Annotated in this window: 16 protein-coding genes; 13 read left to right on the top strand and 3 right to left on the bottom strand. The window is 57.8% G+C overall.

Annotated features, from left to right (window positions below; translation table 11 throughout):
- Position 1: 1 nt before the first annotated feature.
- The 6 genes from GT003_RS13430 to GT003_RS13405 all read left to right on the top strand — a co-directional run bounded on the left by GT003_RS13430 (position 2) and on the right by GT003_RS13405 (position 16,194).
- Positions 2–1,801 (top strand): response regulator, encoded by a 1,800-nt coding sequence (locus GT003_RS13430; RefSeq protein WP_161698483.1) that lies wholly within the window; start codon positions 2–4, stop codon positions 1,799–1,801.
- Between the two features lie 1,055 nt (positions 1,802–2,856).
- Positions 2,857–4,215 carry an ABC transporter substrate-binding protein gene (locus tag GT003_RS13425; RefSeq protein ID WP_161698481.1) on the top strand — a complete coding sequence of 453 codons (1,359 nt, stop codon included), beginning with the start codon at positions 2,857–2,859 and terminating at the stop codon, positions 4,213–4,215.
- A gap of 302 nt (positions 4,216–4,517) precedes the next feature.
- A complete protein-coding gene (locus GT003_RS13420) occupies positions 4,518–5,408 on the top strand; it encodes a carbohydrate ABC transporter permease (protein ID WP_161698479.1) in 891 nt (296 codons plus the stop codon).
- Between the two features lie 3 nt (positions 5,409–5,411).
- A complete protein-coding gene (locus GT003_RS13415) occupies positions 5,412–6,248 on the top strand; it encodes a carbohydrate ABC transporter permease (protein WP_161698477.1) in 837 nt (278 codons plus the stop codon).
- A gap of 63 nt (positions 6,249–6,311) precedes the next feature.
- Positions 6,312–12,050, top strand: coding sequence for a carbohydrate binding domain-containing protein (locus GT003_RS13410; protein WP_161698475.1), 5,739 nt, complete (start codon positions 6,312–6,314; stop codon positions 12,048–12,050).
- A 1,357-nt stretch (positions 12,051–13,407) separates the two neighbouring features.
- The gene (locus GT003_RS13405) at positions 13,408–16,194 is read left to right on the top strand and encodes a carbohydrate binding domain-containing protein (RefSeq protein WP_161698473.1); all 2,787 of its coding nucleotides are present in this window, start codon (positions 13,408–13,410) and stop codon (positions 16,192–16,194) included.
- Positions 16,195–16,320: 126 nt separating this feature from the next.
- Here GT003_RS13405 and GT003_RS13400 read toward each other — a convergent pair whose 3' ends face one another.
- Positions 16,321–17,235: a Rossmann-fold NAD(P)-binding domain-containing protein gene (locus GT003_RS13400; protein ID WP_161698471.1), complete on the bottom strand. Its 915-nt coding sequence runs from the start codon at positions 17,233–17,235 to the stop codon at positions 16,321–16,323.
- Positions 17,236–17,384: 149 nt separating this feature from the next.
- Positions 17,385–17,696, bottom strand: coding sequence for a hypothetical protein (locus GT003_RS13395; protein WP_161698469.1), 312 nt, complete (start codon positions 17,694–17,696; stop codon positions 17,385–17,387).
- Between the two features lie 515 nt (positions 17,697–18,211).
- On the opposite strand from GT003_RS13395, the gene GT003_RS13390 reads away from it, so the two are divergent.
- Positions 18,212–18,631 (top strand): antibiotic biosynthesis monooxygenase, encoded by a 420-nt coding sequence (locus GT003_RS13390; RefSeq protein WP_161698467.1) that lies wholly within the window; start codon positions 18,212–18,214, stop codon positions 18,629–18,631.
- 121 nt (positions 18,632–18,752) lie between these two features.
- On the opposite strand, the gene GT003_RS13385 is transcribed toward GT003_RS13390, so the two are convergent.
- Positions 18,753–19,166, bottom strand: a complete 414-nt coding sequence (locus GT003_RS13385) for a MerR family transcriptional regulator (RefSeq protein ID WP_161698465.1) — start codon at positions 19,164–19,166, stop codon at positions 18,753–18,755.
- A 94-nt stretch (positions 19,167–19,260) separates the two neighbouring features.
- On the opposite strand from GT003_RS13385, the gene GT003_RS13380 reads away from it, so the two are divergent.
- From GT003_RS13380 to GT003_RS13355, 6 genes are all read left to right on the top strand, one after another.
- On the top strand, positions 19,261–20,106 hold the full coding sequence (locus GT003_RS13380; RefSeq protein ID WP_161698463.1) for an SDR family oxidoreductase: 846 nt from the start codon (positions 19,261–19,263) through the stop codon (positions 20,104–20,106).
- Between the two features lie 228 nt (positions 20,107–20,334).
- Entirely contained in the window at positions 20,335–21,651 is a 1,317-nt protein-coding gene (locus tag GT003_RS13375) for an outer membrane lipoprotein-sorting protein (RefSeq protein WP_161698461.1), read from the top strand.
- A gap of 262 nt (positions 21,652–21,913) precedes the next feature.
- Positions 21,914–23,107, top strand: a complete 1,194-nt coding sequence (alr, locus tag GT003_RS13370; protein ID WP_161698459.1) for an alanine racemase — start codon at positions 21,914–21,916, stop codon at positions 23,105–23,107.
- 462 nt (positions 23,108–23,569) lie between these two features.
- On the top strand, positions 23,570–23,851 hold the full coding sequence (locus GT003_RS13365) for a CopG family ribbon-helix-helix protein (RefSeq protein ID WP_090644307.1): 282 nt from the start codon (positions 23,570–23,572) through the stop codon (positions 23,849–23,851).
- 2 nt (positions 23,852–23,853) lie between these two features.
- Positions 23,854–24,204, top strand: a complete 351-nt coding sequence (locus GT003_RS13360) for a type II toxin-antitoxin system PemK/MazF family toxin (protein WP_125664969.1) — start codon at positions 23,854–23,856, stop codon at positions 24,202–24,204.
- A 278-nt stretch (positions 24,205–24,482) separates the two neighbouring features.
- Complete coding sequence (locus tag GT003_RS13355) at positions 24,483–25,454, top strand: ABC transporter permease (protein WP_161698457.1); 972 nt, start codon at positions 24,483–24,485, stop codon at positions 25,452–25,454.
- The last annotated feature ends 8 nt before the right edge of the window (positions 25,455–25,462 follow it).

Raw genomic sequence — 25,462 nt, 5'->3', positions numbered from 1 at the left:
GATGCTGAACATTGTCATCGTGGACGACGAAGAGATTATCCGGCTGGGGCTTGAGAAAATGATCGGCAAGCTGAGCGGCGACTACCGCGTCGTCGGCAGCTTCGAAGACGGCGAGGAAGCGCTTGCCGCGCTGGAAGGGCTGGAGCCGCGCGCGGACCTGATCATTACGGATATCAAGATGCCGTATATGGACGGCCTCAGCTTCATCGAGCTGCTGCGGGCAAGAGAGCCGGAATTGCCGTGCATCATCCTGAGCGGCTATAACGATTTTGAATATGCGCGCCGGGCGATCCAGTCGGGCGTCGACGATTATATGCTGAAGCCGGTCGACATGCAGGAGCTGTCGGCGATGCTGGCGAAGCTGGCGGAGCGTCAGGCGCGCCGGCGAGAGAATGCAGAGCGGCGGGAAGAGTCCGTGCGCGAACGGAAGGCGGGCGAGCGCGAAGCACGGCTTCGGCGGCTGCTTGCCGGGGACGGAGACGGCGAGGGGCTGGCACTCCCGGAAGCGGGACAGGGCGCGGTGCTCGTATTTCGGGCCTCGAATCCGCTCGTTCAAGAGAGCCTGCTCAATTATTTGCATGCGCTCAAGGATCCGGTGCGGGAGGTTGTGGTGATGCAGGACGGCCTTCTTGCGGCGGTCCTTGCGCTGCCCGGGGGAGAGAAGACGCAGCAGCAGCGAGCGCTTCGGGCCGTCAGTCTGCGCGTCATGGACCATCTGCAGAACCGCAGCGGCGGGTTCCTTGCGATCGGCGAGTGCCTCGTGGGGGCTCAGGGAGGCGCGGGTGGCGCTGCCGGCGCGGTTAAAGGGGGCGGTGTGAATGGTGTGGGCAGTGCTGGTAGTGTTGTTGCTGGTAGTGCAAGTAGTGCAGGTAGTGCGAGTGCCGCGGGCAGAGTGAGCGTTGCAGGCGGAACGGACGGTTTTGGTGGTGGGAGCGGCGCGGGAAGTGCGGGAAGTGCGGGAAGTGCGGGAAGTGCGGGAAGTGCGGGAAGTGCTGATAATACGGCGGGGACGGCAAACGCAGCGGGCTGGGGACGCGCTTATCGCGATGCGCTCGCGGCGAGCCGGCATTCGTTCTGCGCGGAGCGGGGCAGTGCCGTTCAGCTGGCCGCGGATCTGCCGCCGAAAGCGGAGCCGTGGAAGCTGAACGCGCCGACGCTGGAGGAGCAGTTCAAGACGGCCTGCGAGATGCTGGACTTGCAGGCAATTAAAGCGGCGCTGCCGCGGTTTTTCGCCGAAGCGGAGCAGGGCAAAGCGGGGTATGACGAAGTCATCCATCTCGCCGGCCACTTGTTCTATACGCTGGCGACGAAGATCGAAGGCTTCCTGGATGCGCTTCAGGAGCTTCAGGAAGCCGCGTTCGATTTCCATCAACGTGCCGGTGCGCTTTATGCCCTGCGGGACGTTCAAGAGTGGCTCATCTCCTTGGCGGAGCAGGTCGTGATGGCGCTCGAGCCCGGCAGAAGCGCAGGCGGCAAACGCGTGATCGAGAAAGCGAAGGCATGGATTCAGGAGCATTATCGCGAAGAAATCGAGCTGACGGCGCTGTCTGAGGCGGTCTTTCTTAACGCCAGCTATTTCAGCTTTCTGTTCAAACGGGAGACGGGGCAGACGATTACCGAATACGTGACGCAGGTCCGCATGACGAAAGCGAAGGAATACCTGAAGGAGCGGTTGGACTTGAAAGCCTATCAAGTGGGGGAAATGGTGGGTTACGCCGACGGTATTTATTTCAACAAACTGTTCAAGAAAACGGTCGGCGTGACCCCGCAGCAGTACCGGAACCAGACGTTTGGCGGATAGGCAGGGCGGGGGGTTATCGGCTAAGTTTTGCGTGCAACCATACTGACCGAACTGTAATGCGCTCCAGTCGAATTCTAGTCGACCCAATCGCGCTTTAACCATACAGACCACCGAGTTCTAACCCGTATGAGCGCAGTCTAACTCGTACCAACTGAGCTCCAGCTAGTAACAATCTGCTCTAACAAGTAGATCGAGCACTCGCCTATAACATCGTACTCTAGCTAGTACAGACGAGGACTAACCGGTAACCGAACCCTAGCCTGTACCAACGTGCTCTAGCTAGTACAGACCGAGCAGTAACCGGTAGCCGAACTCTAGCCTGTACCTACGTGCTCCAACGAATAGGCCTAGCTCTTAACGAACAGACCTCAGAACCCGTACACCGTGCTCTACCACCCGAATTGCAGTCCTTACAAACTGGAACTCGACTGCTTCTAGTGATTTGCTCCCGAAAGTATCATTCGCCGACTGCTGCCGGGAAATAGTTGCAAATCTGCACTTATTTTTGAGGATTCCGTGCTGAAATTGGAAATAGGTGCAAATCTGCAACTAATTAGCCGATACCGGGCGATTCTAGCCATAAACTGGGCGAATAAGTGCATTTTTGCACTTATTTCGATTTTGTTGCGTTGTTAGTTGAAAATAAGTGCAGATTTACACTTATTCCTTGGGAGCGGATGATAGGTGCCTTTCCCGACCATGCCCCGAAGTAGGGGAATGCTCAATTTCCGGTCAATTCGAGAAAGCGGGATGAAGCCTTCCCCCGACATCCGTCGGCGAGCGCGGCTTTCTCCAGGTCAATGCTCCCAACGTAGACGAATGCTGCATCCCCGTCTCGCGACGCGAACACAAACCAATCGCCAAGCTTATGCTCCCGATGTGGCGAAAGACCGCATTCCCCGACATCCTTCGGCGAACGAGGCTTTCGCCTTTACCCAAAACAAAGACAATAAATCCAAATCCGCTACGTGGAAAGCGTTCTCAAATCCCTCCATAATTGAACTTGTAACCGATATCATTTGTGCTCCATACGCGATGAGGGGGAAGAAAAGATCATGAAGAAATGGGCATCTCTTATGCTCTCGACCGTGCTTTGCGGCGTTGTGCTGGCAGGCTGCGGATCGAACGGCAACAACGACAACGGCAGCGCCAACGCCACCGAGGGCGCGGCCAAGACAGAAGACAACCAAGCAGCAGCAGGCACGAATAACGCCGGCGCCAAAGCGGAGAACGAAGAAGCCGCGGCTCCGGAGAGCGCGATCAAAGGCAAGATTACGTTCGCGACGAACCGCACGGACCTCGTCGAGACGGAACTGAAAAACTACGCGCAGCGTTTCCACGAGAAATATCCGGAAGCGACGGTCGAGTTCGAAGCAATCAAGGACTATGAAGAGTCGATGAAAGTACGCCTCGCGTCAAACGAGTTCCCCGACGTCATCCTCGTGCCGAAGACGGTCACGAAAGAGAAACTGCCCGAGTTCTTCGCGCCGCTGGACGATCTCGGCCTGAACGACAAAGTTTACTTCAAGGACAACTACAGCAGCCAGGACGGCAAATTGTACGGCATCGTCTCAGGCAGCTCGGCGATGGGCATCACGTACAACAAGAAAGCGTTCGAGAAAGCCGGCATCACGGCAGTTCCGAAGACGCTCGACGAATTCTACGCGGCATGCGAGAAGCTGAAGGCGGCAGGCATCATCCCGATGTCCACGAACTTCAAGGACAAATGGCCGCTCATGGGCTGGGATCAGGAAGCATTCCTCTTCGCGAACGACCCGGCGCTGCATAACACGATGGCCGGCCAAGACGAGCCGTTCACGATGGACGGACCTTACGGTCAAGCGATGTCGATCATCAAGACGATCGTCGACAAGGGCTATGCGGAGAAAGACCTCATGTCCACGAACTGGGAAGGCTCCAAGAAGGACGTAGCCTCCGGTACGACGGCGATGTACCTGCTCGGCAACTGGGTCGTGCCGCAAGTCATCGATAACGGCGCCAAATCCGAGGACGTCGGCTTCTTCCCGCTTCCGATCGACAACAGCGGCGAAGCCAAAGCGCTCCTGAGCCCCGACTACGCGTATGCCGTCAGCAAGAAAAGCGGCAACCTGGAGACGGCCAAAGCGTTCCTGAAATGGCTCGTCGAAGAATCCGGCTATGACGATTTCGGCGGCTTCATCCCGGTGCTGAAAGACAAGAAGCCGGCGCTGCCTCAGCTGGCCGAATTCATGGCCTTCAACCCGAAAGTCGTGGAAATGCAAGCCGAGAGCGACGAGTACCTGAAAATCGGCAACAAAATGCAGTTCGACACGAGCGGCTTGGCGCAAGACGTTATCATGGGCAAAGACATGGCCAAAGTATTCGCCGACTACAACAAGCGTTGGAAAGAAGCGCGCGCGGCGGTTGCCAAGTAACAGCCGCCCAGTTATAGCCGCTAAGGCGGAGTAAAGGCGGCTCGCAGCCTAACGTGACTAACGTGGGCGAACATCGCGAACATGGCTAGTGCGGCAACGTGACTAATGTGGGCGAACATCGCGAACATGGCTAGTGCGGCAACGTGACTAACGTGGGCGAACGTCGCGAACATGGCTAGTGCGGCAACGCCGCCAACGCCGCCACCGCCTGCCGAAGGGGCATGACATGACATCCGCGGTCATGCCCCTTTTCTATCGGCCGCCAGAACGCGGCAACAAATACGGTTAAGGAAGGGCTAACGATGTACTCCTCCCTATACAAGAAGCAGAAGACGATCATTCTCTTCGCGTTTCTCCTGCTCCCAGTCACCCTGCTGATACTCTTCTCCTTGTATCCCGGCGCCAACCTGCTTTACCTAAGCTTGACTTCCTGGGACGGCTACAGCTCGGACAAAGGCTGGGTCGGGTTCGATAATTACCGCGAGATTTTCCGCAACAGCGAGATCTTCAGCGTATTCGGGCACAACTTGTACTATTTCTTCGGCGGGATTCTTCAGAACGTCGTCGCGCTTTACTTTGCCGTCATTCTGAGCCGGAAGCTTCGCGGCCGGAACGGATTCCGGGTTCTGATCTTCCTGCCGTACATCATGAACAGCGTGGCGATCGCCTACATGTTCTCGTACGTATACGATGCGCAGCATGGTTCGCTGAACGCGCTGCTCACGAATTTGGGGCTCGGGGATCTCATTACGAGCTGGCTCGGCAATAAGCATATGGTCAACATTTCGCTCGCACTCATCTCCATGTGGAAATACCTCGGCTTCAACATGGTTATCTATATCGGGGCGCTCCAGTCAATCCCCGAAGATCTGTACGAGGCCGCGCGCATCGACGGCGCGAACGGATGGCAGTCCTTCCGCTTCATTACGTGGCCGAGCTTGCTCAAGATCATCGAGCTCAGCATGCTGCTGACCGTGACGGGCGCGCTCGAGGTGTTCGATTTGCCGTTTATCATGACCAAAGGCGGCCCGGCGGGCGCAAGCGAAACGTTCGTGACGAAGACGGTGGATACGGCGTTCCACTACAGCAATTACGGCTTGGCATCGGCGATGGGCGTCGTGCTGCTGGCGATCGTCATCATCGTCATCACCGTGCAGCGCAAACTTATTTTACGGGAAGAAAAGGGGCGATAACGCATGCAGCTGCTCAAACGCAACCGTCCCCTGCAGGCCGTGCATTACCTTCTCTTGTCGCTGGCCGTGTTCGCCGTGCTGTTTCCGCCGGCCGTCGTCGTGCTGAACGCGTTCAAAGGGACGGAGGAGTACAACGTTTCGGGCGTATTCGATCTGCCGAACAGCTTCTTCAACATGGACAATTTCCGAACGGTCATGAACATCGGTCATATGGGACGCGCCTTCTACAATACGGGCATCATTCTCGCGCTGTCCCTCATCGGCAACATCCTGATCGGCACGACGGCCGCTTACGCGCTGGGCCGGTTCGACTTCAAGCTGAAGCGCGCCATCTTGGCCGGCTACGTGCTGGCGACGCTCATTCCTTCGGTGACGACGCAGGTCGCGACGTTCTCCATTATCAAGAACCTAGGCTTGTTCAACACGCATTTGGCGCCGGTGCTGCTTTACTTGGGCACGGACGTCGTGCAAATTTATATTTTCCTGCAATTCATCCGGGGCATCCCGTTCGATCTGGACGAGAGCGCGATGATGGAGGGCGCCAGCCTGTTCCGGATCTTCCGGTCGGTCATCTTCCCGCTGCTTATTCCGGCGACGGCTACCGTGACGATCATCAAGACGATCTCGATCTACAACGACATGTACATTCCGTACCTGTACATGCCGGCACAGAAGCTGGGCGTCGTCTCGACGTCGCTCATGAAATTCGCCGGCGTCAACAGCGCGCAGTGGAATTTGATCAGCGCCGCGGTCGTCATCATACTCATCCCGACAGTCATCATTTATTTGTTCCTCCAGCGTTACATTTTCTCCGGCATCGTGAGCGGTTCGGTCAAATAGACCGGGCCGTCCGCCGGCCGGCTTGCTTGGTGCTTAGCCAATAACCTTCGGGAGGTTCGTGCCTTGTTTAAACGACATATTGCGCATGTGATGACTCTGCTGCTGGTGGTGTCATCTTTTTTATCGGTTTTTTCGGCGGCGCCGCGCGCGGAAGCAGCGGAAGCGCCCCCTGCATCGGCATTTTCGACCTTCATCACACGTGACGGCGACCAGTTGAAAGACGGCAGCGGCGTCTTCCGTTTCGTCTCGGCGAACGTGCCGACGCTCAGCATGATCGAGGATATCCATTGGCGAATACCGACGGCGTGGGAGCAGGAGGATGCGTTCAAAGCGCTCGTGCAAATGGGCGGCACGGTCACGAGGCCGTATGTGTTGTCCGTCCGCAAGGCAGACGATACGACGGAGCAGCGCGCGGTCATGGGACCGTCGGCGCCGGGCGGACCGCTGCAGTTTAATGAAGACGTTTTCAAAGCGCTGGACCGGATGCTCCAGCTCGCCAATCAGTACGGCGTCCGTATCATTCTGCCGCTGGTGGACCAGTATCAATGGCAGGGCGGCATCAAGGAATACGCGGCGTTCCGCGGCAAGAACGAAGCGGCCTTCTGGAGCGATCCGCAGCTGATCGCCGATTTCAAGTCCGTCATCGATCACGTGGTGAATCGCGTGAACACGATTACCGGCGTGGCGTATAAGGATGACCCGGCGATTCTCGGCTGGGAGACGGGCAACGAGCTCGTGCCGGCTTCGCATGCGTGGACGGCCGATATCGCGGCGTACATCAAGGGTCTCGACGGCAATCATCTCGTTATCGACGGTAAGTACGGCATCGACGACGCATCGCTGACCGATCCGAACGTCGACATCGTCTCCAACCATTATTACCCCGACCATTACAGCGATTATGGCGCTCAGGTCAACCTGGACATGGCCAAAGCCGATGGCAAGAAGGCATACATCGTCGGGGAGTTCGGCTTCAAACCGACGGCCCAGATCGACCAGTTCCTCAACAACCTGGAGGAAAGCGGCGCAAGCGGCGCCATGATCTGGAGCCTGCGCATGCATAATCGCGACGGCGGTTTCTATCCGCACACGGAAAGCGTGAAGGACGGCGTCTTCTACGGCGCGTACCGCTGGCCGGGCTTTCCTTCCGGCGACGGCTTCGACGAGACGAATCTGCTGAAATCCCTCAGCAAACATGCCTACAGCATCCGCGGAATCGAAACGGTGCCGCCGCTGCCGGTGCCATCGACGCCGCAGCTGCTGCCGATCGAAACCGTCTCCACGATATCCTGGCTGGGCTCGGCTGGCGCAAGCGGCTATACGCTGGAGCGGGCGGAGGCTGCCGAGGGTCTGTGGACGGTCGTCGGCGACAATCTGTCCGATGCGGTCGAAGGCGAGACGCAGCTGTTCCACGATATGTCCGCCGTAACGGGAACGGCTTACTATTACAGGCTAAAGGCGAATAACGCCTCAGGCTCGTCGGAATTCTCGTCGGCGGTCGGTCCCGTGACGGCCAAGCACGTCATTCGCGACGAACTGCGCAATTTCGGGAAGCTGTACGACTACTCGACGGATCTCGAAATCGATTACAAGGATCCGACCCGTTTCGGCGGAGATCCCGCACGGTTGAAGATGCTGGAGACGTCGCAGGAGCAATACGTCGTCTACGCGCTGCCCGTTCCGGCTGCCGGCGGTACCGTCGCGGCGCGGTCGCTTGCGGCAGCCGCGTACTTCGATCCCGGTAAGACGGCGGAACCCTACGTTTTCGCGACGTCGACGGACGGTCAGAATTTCACCGCGCTCGACGTGAATGCAAGCGTTAACGAAGGGGCATGGCGAGCGGTGACGTATTCCGGCACGCTGCCGGCAGACGCGAAGTTCGTCCGCATCGCTTTTCCCGCGGATGCCGGCGCCTCGGAGCTCGGCCGGGTGAACCTCGAATACGACACGGACGGCAGCGCGCTATCGTTCCCCGATTCCATCCAGCGTCCGGAGATGGCGAACGGGGTCCTGATCGACGACATGAACAATTTCATCAAGATGAACGCGCATGACGCGAACCTCGGCTTCAGCACGGACAATGCGGATGCGTATTTCGGCGGCGACAACAAACGGCTGAACCGCAGCGTGGACGAAGGGCTGACGTTCACGTACAAGACGAGCGGCGACATGAACTATTTCAAGCTGCTGACCTTCGCGCGGCAGGAGCCGAGCGCTTATCTGGTGCAGGATTTCCTCATGTTCACCTCGCCGGACGGCGTCGACTTCGCGCCTTACGGCTCGGCCGCGAAGAACAGCAAAGCCGGCGACGGCTGGTGGACGCGCACCGAATACATCGGTTACAAACTGCCTGCGGGCACGAAATACTTGAAGTTCCAATTTCCGACGAGCAGGGCCGATCAGACCTGGAATCCGCAGGTTGGCCAAGTCGTCATCGGCGTGGGCAGCGAGAAGCTGGACCCGCCGGCGGAGCAGTCGAAGACGCAGATCGTCGACGACTTCGAGAGTTACAGCGGCTCGAACGCGGGCGTACGGGGCGCGTATGCCGTCAATGACAGCGGCTCGCCGATTACGCTCACCCTCGATAACACGGTCAAGAGCGAGGGCAATTACGGATTGAAGCTGGAAACGACGATGAGCGAAGGATGGGGAGGATTGGAGAAATCGCTCGACAATGCCGATTGGTCGGGCAACAGCGGCATCCAGCTGTGGGTGCAGCCGAACGGTTCGGACATGGGGCTTACGCTGCAAGTGACGGAAAGCCCGGATACCGGCGGCGAAGTGTGGAAGAGCGATCTGCGCGTATCCGGCTCGGAACCGATTCTCGTGCAGGTACCGTTCAGCCGCTTCTACGTTCCGCAATGGTGGAAAGACAGCCATGCCGGCCAAGGCAACGGCGCGATCGATGCGGGCAAAGCGGCTTCGTTCGGCCTGTACATGGACGGCGCGGCAGGACAACCGTATACCGTGAACATCGACGACATCCGTCTATACCGCCAGCCGACCATCGACGACTTCGAATCGTACGTCGGGGACGATGCGAAGCTGCAGGCTGCCTATACGCCGAATGCCGACGGCGATGCAGTTACGTTGAAGCTAGCGCCGGAGACGAAGCGCGGCGGCGACTACGGGCTGGATTTCGGCTATGACTTGACCGACGCGAAAGGCTATGCCGGCATTTCCAAGAACATGGGCGGCATCGATTGGAGCAATAGCGGCGGCATTCAATTATGGGTGAAGCCGGATGGACAGAACCGCGGCATGACGGTTCAATTCAAGGAAAGCAGCGGCGAGTATTGGGAGGCGAAGGTACGTTTGTCGGGCACCGAAGGCAGGCTTATCGGCATTCCGTTCCATGCGTTCGCGCGGCCGGGCTGGAATGCGCCGGTCAACGGAGTGATCGATTTGAATGCGATCGCGGAGTTCTCGCTGTATGTGGAGAAGGGGGCCGGCGCTGCAGGCAAGGGCTCGCTCTACGTGGACGATATCGCCGTTGCTAAGCTTGGCGCGATCGACTGCTTTGAATTTTACCAAGGCTCGGATACGCTGCTGGCCGGCGCATACGTCAGCAAGGCGGACGGCGACAGTATCGTGCCTACGCTGGATAGCAGCCACGCATCCGGGGGCGACTACGGCATGAAGCTTGCCTACGAGCTGACGAACAGGAAAGGCTACGCGGGAGTGACCAAGTCGCTCGGCGGCACGAACTGGACTTCCTTGGGCAATGCCATCGAGCTGTGGCTGCAGTCGGACGGCTCGGGCGGCGGCGTGACGCTTCAATTAAAGGAGAAGGACGGGGATTATTGGGAAGCGCAGCTTGAACCTTCCGGCACGGATGGGAAGCTCTATCAGCTGCCGTTCAGCGGTTTTGCGCGCAACCCATGGTCGACCGGCGACGGCGCGTTAACGCTGGCTTCGATGACGGAGCTGTCGATCTTCGTGAACAAAGGCGCGGGAACGACGGGCAGCCATCTCCTCTACGTCGACGGCATTCAGCTTGCGAGCGTGCCGACGATCGACAGCTTCGACTATTACGGCGGCGGCGAGCTGCTGGCGCAGAAAGCGTACACGAGCAACCAATGGGGAGGCCCCGTGTCGCTGACGCCGGACGCCGATCACAAGGATGCGGGCAAATACGGCTTGAAGTACGAATACGAGCTGACGGAAGCGACGAATTTCGCGGGCATGACGAAGCAGTTGAACGGCATGACATGGACGGGATACGACGGGCTTTCGTTCTGGCTGACGCCGGACGGGTCGAATCGCACGCTGACGGTTCAGTTCATCGAAGCGGACGGCGAGGCGTGGGAAGCTTACCGGGTACTCTCCGGCAGGACGCCTGGCACTGTCCGGATTCCGTTCTCGGAGTTCCGCAACGCGCCATGGAATACGAAAGGCAACGGCAGCATCGATCTGGGCGCGATGGCGGAATTCTCGCTTTACGTCAACCAAGGAGACGGAGCCATCGGCCGCAGCGCGCTGTACGTGGACAGCATTCAAGTGGTCAAGGATGACGGCACGGATCCGGGTACCGATCCAGGCACGAATCCGGGTACGAACCCGGGAACGGGCGGTTCCGGCGGCGGTTCAGCCGATCCGCTCCTTGAAGGCCAGCAGCTATCGGCGCTCCAAGACCTGCGCGCGGCGCTGAAGAGCGGCACTCTCGACTTGACGCTGCAGGAGAAGAAGACGGAGCTTCTGGTTCCGGCGGCCGACTTGAAGTCGCTGACCTGGGATCGACTGCGATTGGCCTCGAGCGACGGGACGGTCATCGAGCTTCCGGCCGAGGTCGTATCGGCCCTGCTCGTCACCGTCGATCAGCAGCAGCTGTCGAATGCGTTTATCTCCCTTCGCATTTCCCGGTTGAACCAGGAGGCCGCGCAAAGAAATCTGCCAGCCGGCTATCAACGGAACGGATCAACGTTCGAGCTTGAGCTTGCGCTCGTGAAGGACGGCAAGCGGTATGAATCGGGAGCATTCCCGGCGCCGGTCGCAGTCAGCTTTCCGTTCGAAGTCGGCAAGACCGAACATCCCGAGCTGCTGGGCGTCTTCGTATGGAATCCGCTTACGGAAGCCTGGTCGTACGCCGGCGGCAAAGCCGATGCGGCGGGGCAGACGATCACCGCTTCGCTGCCGCATTTCAGTACCTATGCGGTACTGGAATACACGGGCGCCTTCGCGGATCTCGGAAGCGCGCACTGGGCATTCGCAGCCGTTCGCGAAGCGGCGGCGCACCAGTGGCTGAACGGCGTCGGCGGCAATCGCTTCGAGCCGGCAAGGGCGATCGGCCGCGCGGAGTTCGTGTCGCTGCTCGTGCGTGCGCTCGGACTCTCGCCCGAGACCGACGGCAAAGGCGCGTCAGCATTCAAGGACATTCCTGCTGCGGCCTGGTATCGCGATGCTGCAGCGGCAGCCTTCGATCACGCGCTGATTACGGGCCGCGGCGCGGAGGCATTCGCGCCGAATGCGCCGATCAGCCGGCAGGAAATCGCGGCGCTGCTCACGCGGGCGAACAGGCTGCTCTCGGGCCGGGCGGCAGAATCAGCCGATGCGTCAAATCCGGCGTCTTCTGTCGATTCCTCCGGTTCGGACGTCACGGCAACCTCCGCGGACCAAGCAGGCTCTGCCTCGTTCGCCGATGAGTCAAGGATTGCCGCTTGGGCCTTGGACGACGTTCGGGCCGCAGCGGCGGCAGGCTGGATGCAAGGCGTCGGCGGAGGCCGATTCGCTCCGCAGCAGCCGACAACGAGAGCCGAAGCGGCGCAAGCCATCGTTAATTTCATGCACGGAACGGAACATTAAGCTTAAAATAATTGGCCGGCTGCCTTGTGCAGCCGGCCAATTCTATGTGAGCCAACAATCGCGGAACACGAGGTTGCAAGTTGCTGACTAACCGCCGTCGACTGCCGATTGCCAGTAACGAGCATCGAGCATCGAGTACCAAGTACCGACCGTAGCCAGTAGACCGCAGACTGCAGACCGCAGACCGCAGACCGCAGACCGCAGACCGCAGACCGCAGACCGCAGACTACCGATTGCCGACTACCCCCGACCGAATAGCCGCCTCGGACAGTCGATTACCGGATGCCGACGATAACCGTCGTTGACAGCCATTGTCAATGCCCCCGACCGATTAACCGCCGATCACTAACTGCCGCCCCCCGACTGACTAGTCGCTGACCGACTAACCGACTACCGCCTAATCGCCGCAGACGGCCGGTTACCCCTGACCGACTACCCACCGGTCACTAGCTGCCGCCCCCCGACTGCCTAATCGCAGACCGACTAACCGACTACCGTCTAACTGCCGCCGACTCACCCGACCGACTAATGGCCGACCGACTACCGCCTAATCGCACCGACCGCATAAATGCCAACCAACCGCCGTCGACCGCCTATCACCCCTGACCGTCTAACCGCCGCCGACTGCCGATTACCGCCGAACGACTAACCGCCAATCACTAACTGCCGTCCCCCGACCGCCTAATCGCAGACCGACTAACCGACTACCGTCTAACTGCCGCCGACTAACCGACTACCCATTCAAAGCTAACGATTGTGAGGAAGGCTAATCACCTCAAAATGCCCCTCTTTTATAGCTAACGTCTATCAGGGAGCTTATTGCGAGATTTTGCCGTGCAAATCAGCTCCTACTGGCCTAATAACGCCTATGACACACGTTAGAGTTTCATAAGCAGCATTTTTCGCTGATTAGCGACGCTGGCAATCGTTAGAGTTTCGGCCCAGGTTGACGGTTGCACCTTCGGCAGCCTTTCATGCTTACTGGGGCAGGTTTGGATAGTTAAGCATGAATCGGCGTTTGGATGTGTAAGCATGGTTGGATAGCGGGAGCCAGGTTGGGACGGAGGCATGGTTACGCAGCATCCGGTGCCTGCGGAGGCCGAATTCAACCTGAGTTCCGAACGGGATACCGATGCCAAACAGAAGACTAGAAATCCAAATCCGCTCTCTATAATGCTCGGATGCAAAGGTGTACGATCAATATTGTAAGCGCTAACAACCAGCTTGTACCAAACGTATGCCAGGGCGCTTGCCGGAACCTATGCCCACCGAGAGAGGAGGCGATCCCCGCCGCGCAGCAGCCGGAGCACACTGCCAGGCCGCAAGTGCCAGACCATTCGTAAGGAGGCGCATTGATTTGATTACGTTGAAGAAGTCCATTCAATTGCTGCTATCCGCCATGCTCGTCTTCACGCTGACGCCGTCGATCATCGGCGGCGGCCAGGCCAAGGCCGCCATTACCGGCTTCGTCACCCGTTCCGGCAGCCAGCTGACGGTAGACGGACAGCCGTTCCGTTTCGGCTCGGCCAATATTTACTGGCTCGGACTGGACGAGAACGTCCCGCCGGGCACCGTAGACTACCCGACCGCTTTCCGCGTCAATGACGTCCTCGCCACGGCGAAGGAGATGGGCGTTAACGTCGTCCGCAGCCACGCCGCCATCTCGTTCGGCTGCCCCAAATGCATCAAGCCGACGCTGACGACCTACAACGAGACGGCTTTCCAGCAGTTGGACTACGTCATCAAGACGGCAGGCGATCAAGGCGTACGCCTCATTCTGCCCTTGATCGACCAATACAACTACTACCACGGCGGGAAGAAGTCGTGGACGAAGTGGTTCGGCTACCCGGACGACGGCATCAGCTACACGGGCTATGAATTCTACAATCAGCCGGCGATCATCGACGCCTTCAAGCAGTACGTGAACACGCTGTTGAACCGCGTCAATACGTACACCGGCGTTGCCTACAAGGACGACCCGACGATCATGGCCTGGGAGACGGGCAACGAGCTCGGCTGGTTCGACAACCCGACGGCCTTCAAGAACTGGACGACGGAAATCGCGGGTTACCTGAAGCAGCTGGATACGCATCACCTCGTCATGGACGGCAGCTACGGGGTCGTGGACAGCCATCTGACCATCCCGGGCATCGATATTTACTCCGACCATTTCTACCAGTGGCCGAATGTCGGGAGCTGCTGCAAGGGGTTGTCGGTCACCCAGCTGCAGACGCAGGCGACGAAGGTGCAGAATGCGGGGAAAGTCATGTATGTCGGCGAGTATGCGTGGAATTACGAGACGCAGGGCACGCTGAGCAATTTCCTGAGCGCGATTCAGTCGACGCCGGTCATTGCCGGAGATGCCTTCTGGGCGCTGTTCGGCCATGGCGACGACTACGGTTATGAGCAGCATAATGAAAGCTTTACGGTTCACTACCCCGGCGATACGCCGGCCATGCAAACGGCCGTCCAGCAGATGCGCAATCATGCGTTTGCCATGAGAGGCATGTCCGTGCCGGCCCATGGCGTGCCGGGCGCCCCGCTCCTGACGAGCCATGCGGTAAGCGGCGGCAAATACCAGCTGAAGTGGCGGGGCTCCGTGCCTTCGGCGACGTATACGGTCGAGCGCTCGACGGCAGGCAGCAGCGGTCCATGGACCGTCGTGTGCAACGCATGCGCGACGGATAACCAGACGCCGTGGACCGACGCGACATCGACAAGCGGCACGGCGGCTTGGTACCGGGTGAAAGGCGTCAATCTCGGAGGCGTGGCCGGTGCGTACTCCAACGTCTACGCCACCGGCGGCACCGCCCTTCCGATTCCGGGAAGCTTCGCCCTGACCGCGCCTTCCGGCGGTTCGACAGGCGTCGGCGTGACGCCCGCGTTCGCTTGGGGCGCTTCCGCCAACGCTTCCAGCTATACGCTGGTGGTGGCGAACAATGCCTCCTACGCGAGTCCGATCATTAACGCCGCAGGTTTAACGGCGACGAGCTACACGCCTTCGGCTGCGCTTGCGGACGGCACGACCTACTATTGGAAGGTCACGGCCGCGAACGGAACGGGCTCGACGGCAGCGTCCAATTCCGGTCTGTCCTTCACGACCGCGACCGCCCCTCCGCAGACGTCGACGCTGGACGATTTCGAATCGTACGCCTCCGACAGCGCGCTGCAGACGGCTTATGTTCGGAACACGTCCGGCGGAGCCGTGACCGTCAACCGGGATACGACGAACAAGAACGGCGGGACGTACGGCATGAAGATGGCCTACACCGTCAGCAGCTCGCCGGATTTCGCGGGCATCACGAAGCAGCTCGGCACGGCGAACTGGACGGGCAAGACCGGGCTCCAGCTGTGGCTGAAGCCGGACGGCTCCGGCCGGACGCTGACGCTGCAATTCAAGGAAACGAGCGGCGAAATGTGGGAAACCTATTACGTCATGTCGGGAACCTCGGCCACGGTGCTCCAGCTGCCGTTTACGAGCTTCGCCCATCCCGGCTGGTACAGCGGCGGCAACGGCACGCTCGATCCGGGCTCGATCTCCGAATACTCGATCTATGTCAATAAGGCCGCCGGTTCGGCGGGCAGCGGCACGCTGTACGTTGATTCCGTCGCGGCTCAAACCTTCTCGCCGCCTCCCGTGAACGTCGCCATCGACGATTTCGAGGGCTACGGAGGCGCCAATGCATCGCTGCAAGCTGCCTACGTCCCGAATGCTTCCGGCGGCGCGCTGACGCGAACGCTGGATACCGCGAATAAGAACGGCGGCACGTACGGCATGAAACTGGCCTACACCGTGAGCGCATCGCCGGATTACTCCGGAGCGACCAAGACGCTCGGAAATGTGAACTGGAGCGGCACGACAGGGCTATCGCTCTGGTTCAAGCCGGACGGGTCGAACCGGAAGTTCACCGTGCAGTTCAAGGAAGCCGGCGGCGAGACGTGGGAGACCGCCGTCACGATGAGCGGCACGACCGCATCCGTCCTTCAGCTGCCCTTCGGCGTGTTCGCGCATCCAGGCTGGTACAGCGGGGGCAACGGCGTGATCGACAAAGGCGCAATCGGCGAAATTTCCTTCTATGTGAACATGGGCTCCGGGTCCGCGGGCAGCAGCTCGATCTATCTGGATTCCGTTCAGGCCTACTGATGCGCCCTATCCCTATTCCCATTAGTAAGTTTGCAGAACCAACCACCTAATTGAGCGACCGGCAAAAAGACGGCCCCGCGCTTCGCATTCGAAGCGTCGGGGCCGTCTTATTCGCGCATGCTGCGCTTATCGTTGAAGCAGATGCATCAGCAGCGCCTTCTGCGCGTGCATTCGGTTCTCTGCCTGCTGATAGATGATCGAGCTGGCCGACTCGATCAACTCTTCTTCGATTTCGAAGCCGGGATGGATCGGCATGTCATGCATGATATAAGGCGTATGGCCGTTCAGCGTTCCTTTGTTCAGCTGGTAAGGAAGCATGGTGCCCATGCGGAAATCCTTGATCGCCTCATAATCGGCGTGGTGGAAATGCTCCATGTCCACCCATGTATCCGTATAGACGTAATCGGACTGCGCCGCCGCATCCGGAAGCGACTCCATCCTGGTCACGTGGCCGCTGGAGAATGCCCGGTCCATCAACGCGCCGTCCCATGACGCTTCGTTAATGATAGGCGTGACGAGAATAAGCCGGATGCCAAGCGTCAAACAACCGGCGATCAAGGAGTTGGCGACATTGTTCTGGATGCCGACATAAGTGACCGTCACGCCTTCGAAGGTTCCCGAGACTTCGTAGATGGTCATCAGGTCGGCGAGCGCTTGGCACGGATGATAGCGGTCGCAGCAGCCGTTAATGACAGGTACGGAAGAGTAGGCCGCCAACTCTTGCAAATCGGCGTGCTTCTTCAGGCGGGCGACGATGAAGTCGCAGTTGCGCGAAGCGTAACGGGCTTCGTAACGAATGGGAGAAATGCTGAAATTGCTCGCGTTCCAATCCATCGGAACGGCGTAGCCGCCCATTTGGCCAATGCCGGATTGGAAAGAGAGACTTGTCCGCGTGGACGTTTTTTGAAAAAGCATCAATATCCCTTTGCGCTCGCAAGCGTTCGCGTAGCGTTCGGGATGGTTCTTGACGGCGATGCCGGTTTGGATGAGATGAAGCAGCTCCGCCCGGTCCGGCTCTTGCATCGTAAGAAAATGGTTCAATTCGGGCACCTCGCAATGGAATGAATAAATATTCACTGTTATAAGTATGTATTCATATTATATGCGATATATCGAGGTGTCAACTAATAAAAATACAGAATTAAAGGCATTATTCTGTATTTTTATTCATACTTGTCCTTCGAGCTGCACTAGGAATAGCCCGTCACGATTCCGTTCTTCACCCGGCAGGCAACCTTAATCTTCTCGTAGCCTTCCGAACCGTCGATGATGTAAACGCCGTTGTCCTCGACCTTGGCGATCGCGAGCGATACCTCGAAACCGGGGTCGATTTTGCGCCGCTCTTCGATGAAAGAGATGAGCTCGGCATTCGTGCGATTGCCGAGATCCGAGCAGAACGCGATCGCTTCCGCGCCCTCCGGGCCGCCGTAGATCTCGAGCGCGAGCAAGGAGTCGCGCGAAAGCGAGAATGCGCCTGCGGTAGGTTTATATACGATTTTCATAGACGTACACTCCTTTTAGGAATTGGTCCTTCTATGCGTTTTTGCGTGCAAGTTTGCTGAGATCGGGCTGCTTCGTTACGGGAGGAAAGGGTTGAGCTTCTGAGGAGATGACCTAGCTTGCGAGACGTGAAACGGTGTCATGAAGTTTAATGAGGATAGGATTAGGATTTGGTTAATAAAGGGTTATTATTCCAATCCAATGATATAATACGGTTCATATTAAGTGCAATATGTTATTAGTATATGAAAAATGAAGATTTTTTCATTACTTTTTGTGGAGTAATGTAATTTTTCAGCAAAAAAACATGGATTCATAGTAATGTTGTCGGCTTTTGACAAATCATGCACGGTCAACGTTGCCGTTCAAGCGTTTGGGAAGTTGGCGAGCACGGAATTTGGAATGAAGTCGAATTTGGTTTACGATAGCCTATATCGAATCTTTCGCAGCGGGGCTCCAAGCCAAGCGCTTGGGGCTGCGTCAGCTGCAACGGAATTTAACGAGGAGGCTTATTTGCATGATTATTGTAGAGAACCGTTTTGAGGTCAGAGCCGGCGCTTCCGATGCGGTGCTGGAACGTTTCCGTTCGCCGAAGGGCGTCCATGCTTTCCCGGGCTTCATTCGGATGGACGTGCTCCATGCCGCATTGTCGGAAGAGGCGGAGGAAATTCGGGTCTGCACGGCTTGGGAGAACGAAGAAGCTTTCAAGGCCTGGACCGAAAGCGATTCGTTCCGCCAAGCCCATGCCCGCCGCGGCGGTCCGCCGGAAGGCGGCCAAACGCCGGCGCCCGCGGGCAGCGGCCATCAAGCGCAAGGAAACGGCCATGCTAGCGCGGCTCCGCAAGGTTCCGCGCCGGCAAGCCCGATCCTGAGCAGCAAAGTGACGACCTACAACGTCGTCGCGACGCATTTGCCGGCCTCGTCCGCTTCGGCATAAGACGGCGACGAAGGAGCCTTCGCCAGCCACGCCAGTCGTGGATGCGGAGGCTTTTTTTATTCCATGGTCGCATATGGGCAGCACGCAGTTGATGATCGAACGGGGAAGCTGCAAGCAGCGCTCAATCGGATGTGTCGGCATGCCACGATTTTAGCAGCTCTTCCGCTTTTTGCGGATCGTCCGCAAGCAGTATCCGGTACGACAGCATCTTGTCAAGGGTATCCAACATGCGGTCGTATTCTTTCTTCTTGCTTTCGATCTCCTCTTGTTTGCCTCGAATCCAATCGATAATCTGCTGGTTCGTCTGCGCATTGGAATCGTGATCTTGCAGAACTTCCTTCAGCTCGGCCAGCGAACAGCCGATGGATTGGAACTTCTTGACGAGCTTCAACCGCGCGACCGCCTCTTCCGAATAGGTGCGGTAATTGTTGCTTTCTCGCCGGACATGCCGTTCATCCAACAAGCCTTCCTTTTCATAAAATCGGATCGTATGGATCGTTAATCCCATCTTGTCCGCCAGTTCTTGAATTTTCATCGTCACTTCTCCTTCGGATCGCTTGCCCTAGAGTTCACTTCATAGTTTATGCTTGGCATGTTCAAGCAGTCAACTCTTGAAGGAGGCTATCATTATGCATGTATTTGTAACGGGAGCAACGGGGTATATCGGTTCCGCGGTCGTCCGCGAACTGATCGGCGCGGGACATACGGTGACGGGGCTTTACCGGTCGGAAGAGAAAGCCGGTGGATTAAAGGCGGCGGGAGCCGAAGCGCTGTACGGCGCGCTGGACGATCCGGATACGCTGCGCGGCGCGGCCGCGGCTGCCGACGGCGTGATCCATCTGGCGTTTACCAACGATTTTTCCGATTTTGAAGGCGCGCTGGCATTGGATATGCGGGCCGTCGCAGCCATGGGAGCGGCGCTCGAAGGCTCCGGGAAGCCATTCATTACGACCGCTCACGCCAATGGCCGTGCCGTGGATCAAGCGGTGCTCGCATTGGCGGAGCGGGGCGTTCGGGCATCCATCGTCTCGCTCGCGCCGTCCGTGCACGGCGAAGGCGATAGGGGATTCGTGCCCATGATGATCGACATCGCCAGGGCGAAAGGCTTCGCCGCCTATGTCGGCGAAGGAACGAACCGCTGGCCGGCTGTTCACCGTTTGGATGCGGCGGTGCTGTACCGTTTGGCGCTGGAGTCCGCCCCGGCGGGCTCGCGGCTGCTCGGCGCCGGAGACGAAGGCATTCCGCTCCGCGAGATCGCCGCGGTCATCGGCCGGCATTTGAACGTGCCGGCGGTCGGCATAACGCCCGAAGAAGCCGCCGGTCACTTCGGGTTTCTTGGCGCCATAGCGGCACTCGACATCGCCGCCTTGTACGGCACCGCGCAAGCGGGTCCGGCAACGCGGGAGCTTCTGGGCTGGAAACCGGCGAAGCCCGGACTGATCGCCGATCTTGAAGAAGGGCATTATTTTGCGTAAACCGTTTGCGTAAAGAATCAGGTCGCATCAAGAGCCTCTGATCGCTCGCTCGCGAACCGCTCGTCGGCCAAGCCGCAACTTGTCTGCATAATCGTCCAAGTCCCCTCATACACATGTACAAGTCAAGCGTAAACGGCTCTTGTCCCGTACGCTGGTCCTGCGAGATATCCGCATGGGCTGCCGTACAACTCCGGATACGTTTAAAAAATGTGATGAGGGGTTGATCTCATGCGTCGTCGATTCAGTTTCATTGCAGCTCTCTTGCTTTGCCTCACGGCGGTGCTCGCAGGCTGCGGGACTAAGGACGCGGAATCGGTTGTCAAGGATTTGGACAAAACGTTAAGCGGGTTGGACAGTTACACGGGCAAAGGCGTCATGACGTTATTCACGGGCCAGCAGCCGCTGGAGTACCAAGTCGAGGTATCGTACCAGAAGCCGCAGTACTACCGCATCGCGCTCACGAACGCCAAGAAGGACATTACTCAAATCGTGCTCCGCAATGACGAAGGCGTGTTCGTGCTGACGCCGCGCCTCAACAAAGTGTTCCGTTTCCAAAGCGATTGGCCGGCGAATCAAGGCCAGGTATACCTGTACCAGACGCTCGTCCAAAGCATTTTGCTGGACAACTCCCGCACGTTCGCGGTCGATAACGATGCTTACGTCTTCGACGTGATGGCGAATTATCAGAACGGTTCCTTGGCCCGGCAGAAGATTTGGCTGAACAAATCCGACTACGCCCCAAGCAAAGTCGAGGTTAGCGATGCCAATAACGCGGTCATGGTTTCCGTTAAATTCGATTCGTTCAAATTCGGCTCCAAGCTCGAGAAGAGCGTGTTCGATACCCAGAAAAACATGGGCACTCCGGCAGCGGGCGGCGACCAGCCGACAATGGCGGATCCGGACAACAACAGCGCAAACGGAACGAATAACGGCTCGAACGGCGATAACGCAGCCGCGACGACCGATAACAACTCGAACGGCAATAATGCAGCCGCGACGAACGACAATGGCAGCAGCGACAATGCAGCCGCGACGACGGACGACAGCGGCAACGGCTCGAATAACGCGGCAACGAACGACGGCGCGAATAACGCCAGCGGCAATAATCCCGACGATAATTCCAGCACGAATGTAGATAGCGGTACGGATAATAATGCCGCGAATAACGATTCCGCCGACGAAGGCGCTATGGCCCCGGCAGACGGAACATTCAGCGGCATGGATCCGACGTATTTGCCGGACGGCGTATCGGAGAAAGACAACCAAAGCATCGTCTTCGGCGGCAACCCGGGCATCATGATCCGTTACGCCGGCTCGTATGATTACACGCTGATCGAGACGCAGCCAAAGGATGTAGCGGCTTCCGCCACGGAAGGCACTCTCGTGGACATGGGCTTCACCTACGGCATGATCAGCGGCGATGACGTGCAGCGCACCCTGACATGGACGTACGAGGGCACGGAGTTCCGGATTACGAGCGCGAATCTGCCGGAGACCGAGATGGTCAAGGTCGCTCAGTCCGTCGAAGGCGATATGTCCAAATAAGCGCCGAACGCGCGCATGATTTCCAACACTTGCTCCCGTCCTGTAGGCGCCAATTCATTGACATCCTTCAGCGTTACCGTATAACATAAAGGTTATGGGTAAGAAGGTGAACCGGTCCGTACCGTCCGAATCGACGGTGCGGCTCGTTTCATTCCGGAGAAATACAAGCGCTGATCATCAGGTAAACGCTTGGATTTTGAGATAAACGCCTGCCCATGTTGTCATGGCAGGCGTTTACTTTTGGAAATGAAGGTGGAGCATCTTGAATACGGCGAGTCATTATCGTCCGACGCGAGCTGAAATATCGCTCGACGCATTGAAGCATAATTTGCTGGCTTTTCGCGCCGCTATCCCGGAAGGGATGCTGCTGATGGCATCCGTGAAGGCCAACGCCTACGGCCACGGGGCCGTTGAAGTCGCGAGAGAAGCGGAACGCTGCGGCGTCGACTTTCTCGGCGTCGCATTTCTGGACGAAGCGCTTCAACTAAGAAGAGCGGGACTGACGACGAAGATTCTGGTCTTGGGCTTCGTGCCGCCGGAAGGCCTCGAGGTCGCCCGCGACGAAGACATCGCGGTCGCCTTGTTCCGGGACGACATCATCGATGCGGCGGCGGCTTTGCCGCGGAATGGCCGCAAGCTGTCGGTTCACGTCAAGGTCGATACGGGCATGGGGCGCCTCGGCCGATTGGCGGAAGGCGATGCGCTGCCTTTCATTAAGCGGGCGATGGGGGAACCGAACCTTTATGTAGAAGGCTTGTTCACGCATTACGCGCGTGCGGACGAAGCCGACAAAAGCTACACGAAGCTGCAGCACGATCGCTTCAGCGTCGTGGTCAAGCAGCTGGCTGCCGAAGGGCTGAACATCCCGATCATCCATGCGGCGAACAGCGCTGCGGGCATCGATACGCCCGAGTGGGGCGAGGGCATGCTGCGCCTGGGTATCAGCATGTACGGCCTGTATCCGTCGGCGGAAGTGAACGAACGTCGAATTAGCTTGAAGCCTGTCATGACGCTCAAAACCGAGGTCGTCATGGTAAAGGAAGCGCCGGAAGGCTGGGGAATCAGCTACGGCACGCGGTATTTCACCACGGGCAAGGAACGGATCGGGACGCTCCCGGTCGGTTATGCGGACGGTTACAGCCGGATGCTGACGGGCAAAGCGGAAGTGCTCGTTCGCGGACGACGCGTGCCGGTGCTCGGCACGATCTGCATGGATCAATGCATGATTGCGCTTGATTCGGCCGGCGAAGCCGGGAATCCGGTGACGAACGGCGAAGAGATCGTGTTGATCGGTCGGCAGGGCGAGGACGTCATCACGGTCGAAGAGGTCGCGGCGAAGCTGGATACGCTCAATTACGAAGTGACGTGCATGATCGCGGCCCGGGTGCCTCGGATCTATATGCGCGGCGCGGAGATCGTTGCGGAGAGCAATCCGCTTCTGTCCGGACAGGAATAATTTTCTTATCGTGTATTTGGGGTGTATTTAAAGGATTTTATCGTCTCGCCTCGAATATTGTAACTCAGCCCATACAGATTTAGACCCTTGGATTTGCCTATGGATGCAGCATACTTGATATACGGGTTGCATACATATGAGGGTGTATATTACGGACCAAACAATGACATACTGTTACTGTTTTTTGAAATATAAGCCAGCATTATAAGTTTTCTGCCTAATCGGCTTGTATTTCTCGGGAATGAAACGCGCTTCGCCGGCAAGGACGGCGGCAGCCGTTTATTCTTCGGAATGAAACGCGCATCATCGAAGCGATGGTGCCGGCCGTTTCACCTTGAATTCTAAGACGTATAAGTTTCGCCTTATACAACGCTTAGAATTCTACGGAATGAAACGCGCATCACCTTTTTTATGGTGATTGCCGTTTCACCTTGCTGGAAATGTTTTGGAGGTGCGAGTTCGGTGGCCAATTTGCAAAATACCAAAAGGATTATGATCAGTTTGCCGGATCATTTGCTGGAGGAAGTCGACGGAATCGTCGCCAAAGAAAACTCGAACCGAAGCGAATTTATTCGTCAGGCTATGAAACTGTATTTGATTGAACGGAAGAAGCGTCAAATTCGGGATTCGATGCAGCGGGGCTATCTGGAGATGGCCAAGATCAACCTGGTGATGGCTTCGGAAGCTTTTCAAGCGGAGGAAGATGCCGGCGACACGCTCGGCCGACTCGTAAGCGGGGTGTAAGCTTGATCGTTAAACGCGGCGATGTGTTTTTTGCGGACTTGTCACCTGTCGTAGGTTCGGAGCAGGGCGGTGTACGTCCCGTGCTCGTTATTCAAAATGATATCGGCAATCGCTTCAGCCCGACTGTCATCGTAGCGGCCATCACGGCGCAGATTCAGAAAGCGAAGCTGCCGACGCATGTCGAGATCGACGCGGCCTCCCATGGATTCGACCGGGATTCCGTGCTTCTGCTTGAGCAAATTCGTACGATCGATAAACAGCGACTTACCGACAAAATTACGCACCTCGACGACGAAACGATGCGCAAGGTAGACGAAGCGCTCCAAATCAGCGTCGGTCTTATCGATTTTTAACACCGTTATCGAAGTTATACGTTCAATCTTGGTTGTTACAGATGTTAGTCATCGCAGCCGCCACCAGGCAGGCATGAACGCCCAACCGCGTTCATGCCTGCCTTTTTGCTGTCCGCCTAATCGGGCAGCCTTCGGATACATCCTCTTTCCTTCACGCCGCGCACCTGAAATTTTGCGCCTCGAGTCAAAAAATGAGACCTTATGCGCGCCTGACCGGGGCATATACAATAGGTACAGATCAATGAAAGCACTTACAAATCGGTTTTGGGGGTTTCAACATGAGCGCCAATCTGAGCTATGAGCTGGCCGTGCAAGAGCAGCCGTTAAGCCGCAAAACGAGGTTCAAGAAGGTTGTCCGAAAGCTGGCCGGCCAGAAATATTTGCAGGCGATGGCGCTGCTCGGCGTGGCATGGATGGTCATATTCAACTATATCCCGATGTACGGCGTCATCATCGCCTTCAAGGAGTTCAACATCATCCACTCCATCGGCGATGCCCCGTGGGTCGGTCTCGATCATTTCCGCGAATTCCTGGACGACGACGAGCTGAAGGGCGTCATATGGAATACGATCGGCATGAGCTTCTTCAAACTGCTGATCGGGTTTCCGCTCCCGATTATCTTCGCGCTCTTCCTGAACGAGCTTCGCTCCCTTCGGCTGAAGAAGGCGGTGCAGACGATCTCGTACCTGCCTCACTTTCTCTCCTGGGTTATCCTCGGCGGAATCTTGACCACCTGGCTCGCCGATGTCGGCATCGTCAACAAGCTGTTGATGGCGCTTGGCTTCATCCACGAGCCGATCAGTTATCTGGCCGAACCGAGGTACTTCTGGACGATCATCGTTTCCTCGGATATCTGGAAGGAGCTTGGCTGGTCCGCGATTATCTATCTTGCCGCGATCGCCGGGGTATCGCCGGAAATGTACGAGGCGGCGACGATCGACGGTGCCGGACGGTTTCAGAAAATGTGGTTCGTCACGCTGCCGAGCATTGCGGGCACGATCACGATTCTGTTCATACTCGCGGTCAGCGGCTTGCTGAATTCGAACTTCGACCAGATTCTCGTGCTGCGCAATTCGCTCAATGAAAGCACAAGCAACGTCATCGACGTTTATGTCTACCAGACGGGCATTATCAACAGCCGCTTCTCCTATTCGGCCGCGGTCGGATTGATTAAATCGATCATCGCGCTCCTGCTGCTGCTGACGGCCAACACCGTATCCAGGAAGCTGAACGACACATCGTTATTTTAACGTTAAAG

This window comes from Paenibacillus sacheonensis (assembly GCF_009909195.1).
Taxonomy (GTDB): Bacteria; Bacillota; Bacilli; order Paenibacillales; family Paenibacillaceae; genus Paenibacillus_Z; species Paenibacillus_Z sacheonensis.
This window is presented reverse-complemented; position numbering and strand designations above follow the sequence as displayed.

Excerpts from the sequence above, each read along its gene's own strand:
- GT003_RS13420 (WP_161698479.1), top strand. The coding sequence starts at position 4,518 with ATGTACTCCTCCCTATACAAGAAGCAGAAGACGATCATTCTCTTCGCG.
- GT003_RS13385 (WP_161698465.1), bottom strand. The coding sequence starts at position 19,166 with ATGAAAATTCAAGAACTGGCGGACAAGATGGGATTAACGATCCATACG.
- GT003_RS13430 (WP_161698483.1), top strand. The coding sequence starts at position 2 with ATGCTGAACATTGTCATCGTGGACGACGAAGAGATTATCCGGCTGGGG.
- GT003_RS13355 (WP_161698457.1), top strand. The coding sequence starts at position 24,483 with ATGAGCGCCAATCTGAGCTATGAGCTGGCCGTGCAAGAGCAGCCGTTA.
- GT003_RS13425 (WP_161698481.1), top strand. The coding sequence starts at position 2,857 with ATGAAGAAATGGGCATCTCTTATGCTCTCGACCGTGCTTTGCGGCGTT.
- GT003_RS13395 (WP_161698469.1), bottom strand. The coding sequence starts at position 17,696 with ATGAAAATCGTATATAAACCTACCGCAGGCGCATTCTCGCTTTCGCGC.
- GT003_RS13375 (WP_161698461.1), top strand. The coding sequence starts at position 20,335 with ATGCGTCGTCGATTCAGTTTCATTGCAGCTCTCTTGCTTTGCCTCACG.
- GT003_RS13380 (WP_161698463.1), top strand. The coding sequence starts at position 19,261 with ATGCATGTATTTGTAACGGGAGCAACGGGGTATATCGGTTCCGCGGTC.
- GT003_RS13415 (WP_161698477.1), top strand. The coding sequence starts at position 5,412 with ATGCAGCTGCTCAAACGCAACCGTCCCCTGCAGGCCGTGCATTACCTT.
- GT003_RS13390 (WP_161698467.1), top strand. The coding sequence starts at position 18,212 with ATGATTATTGTAGAGAACCGTTTTGAGGTCAGAGCCGGCGCTTCCGAT.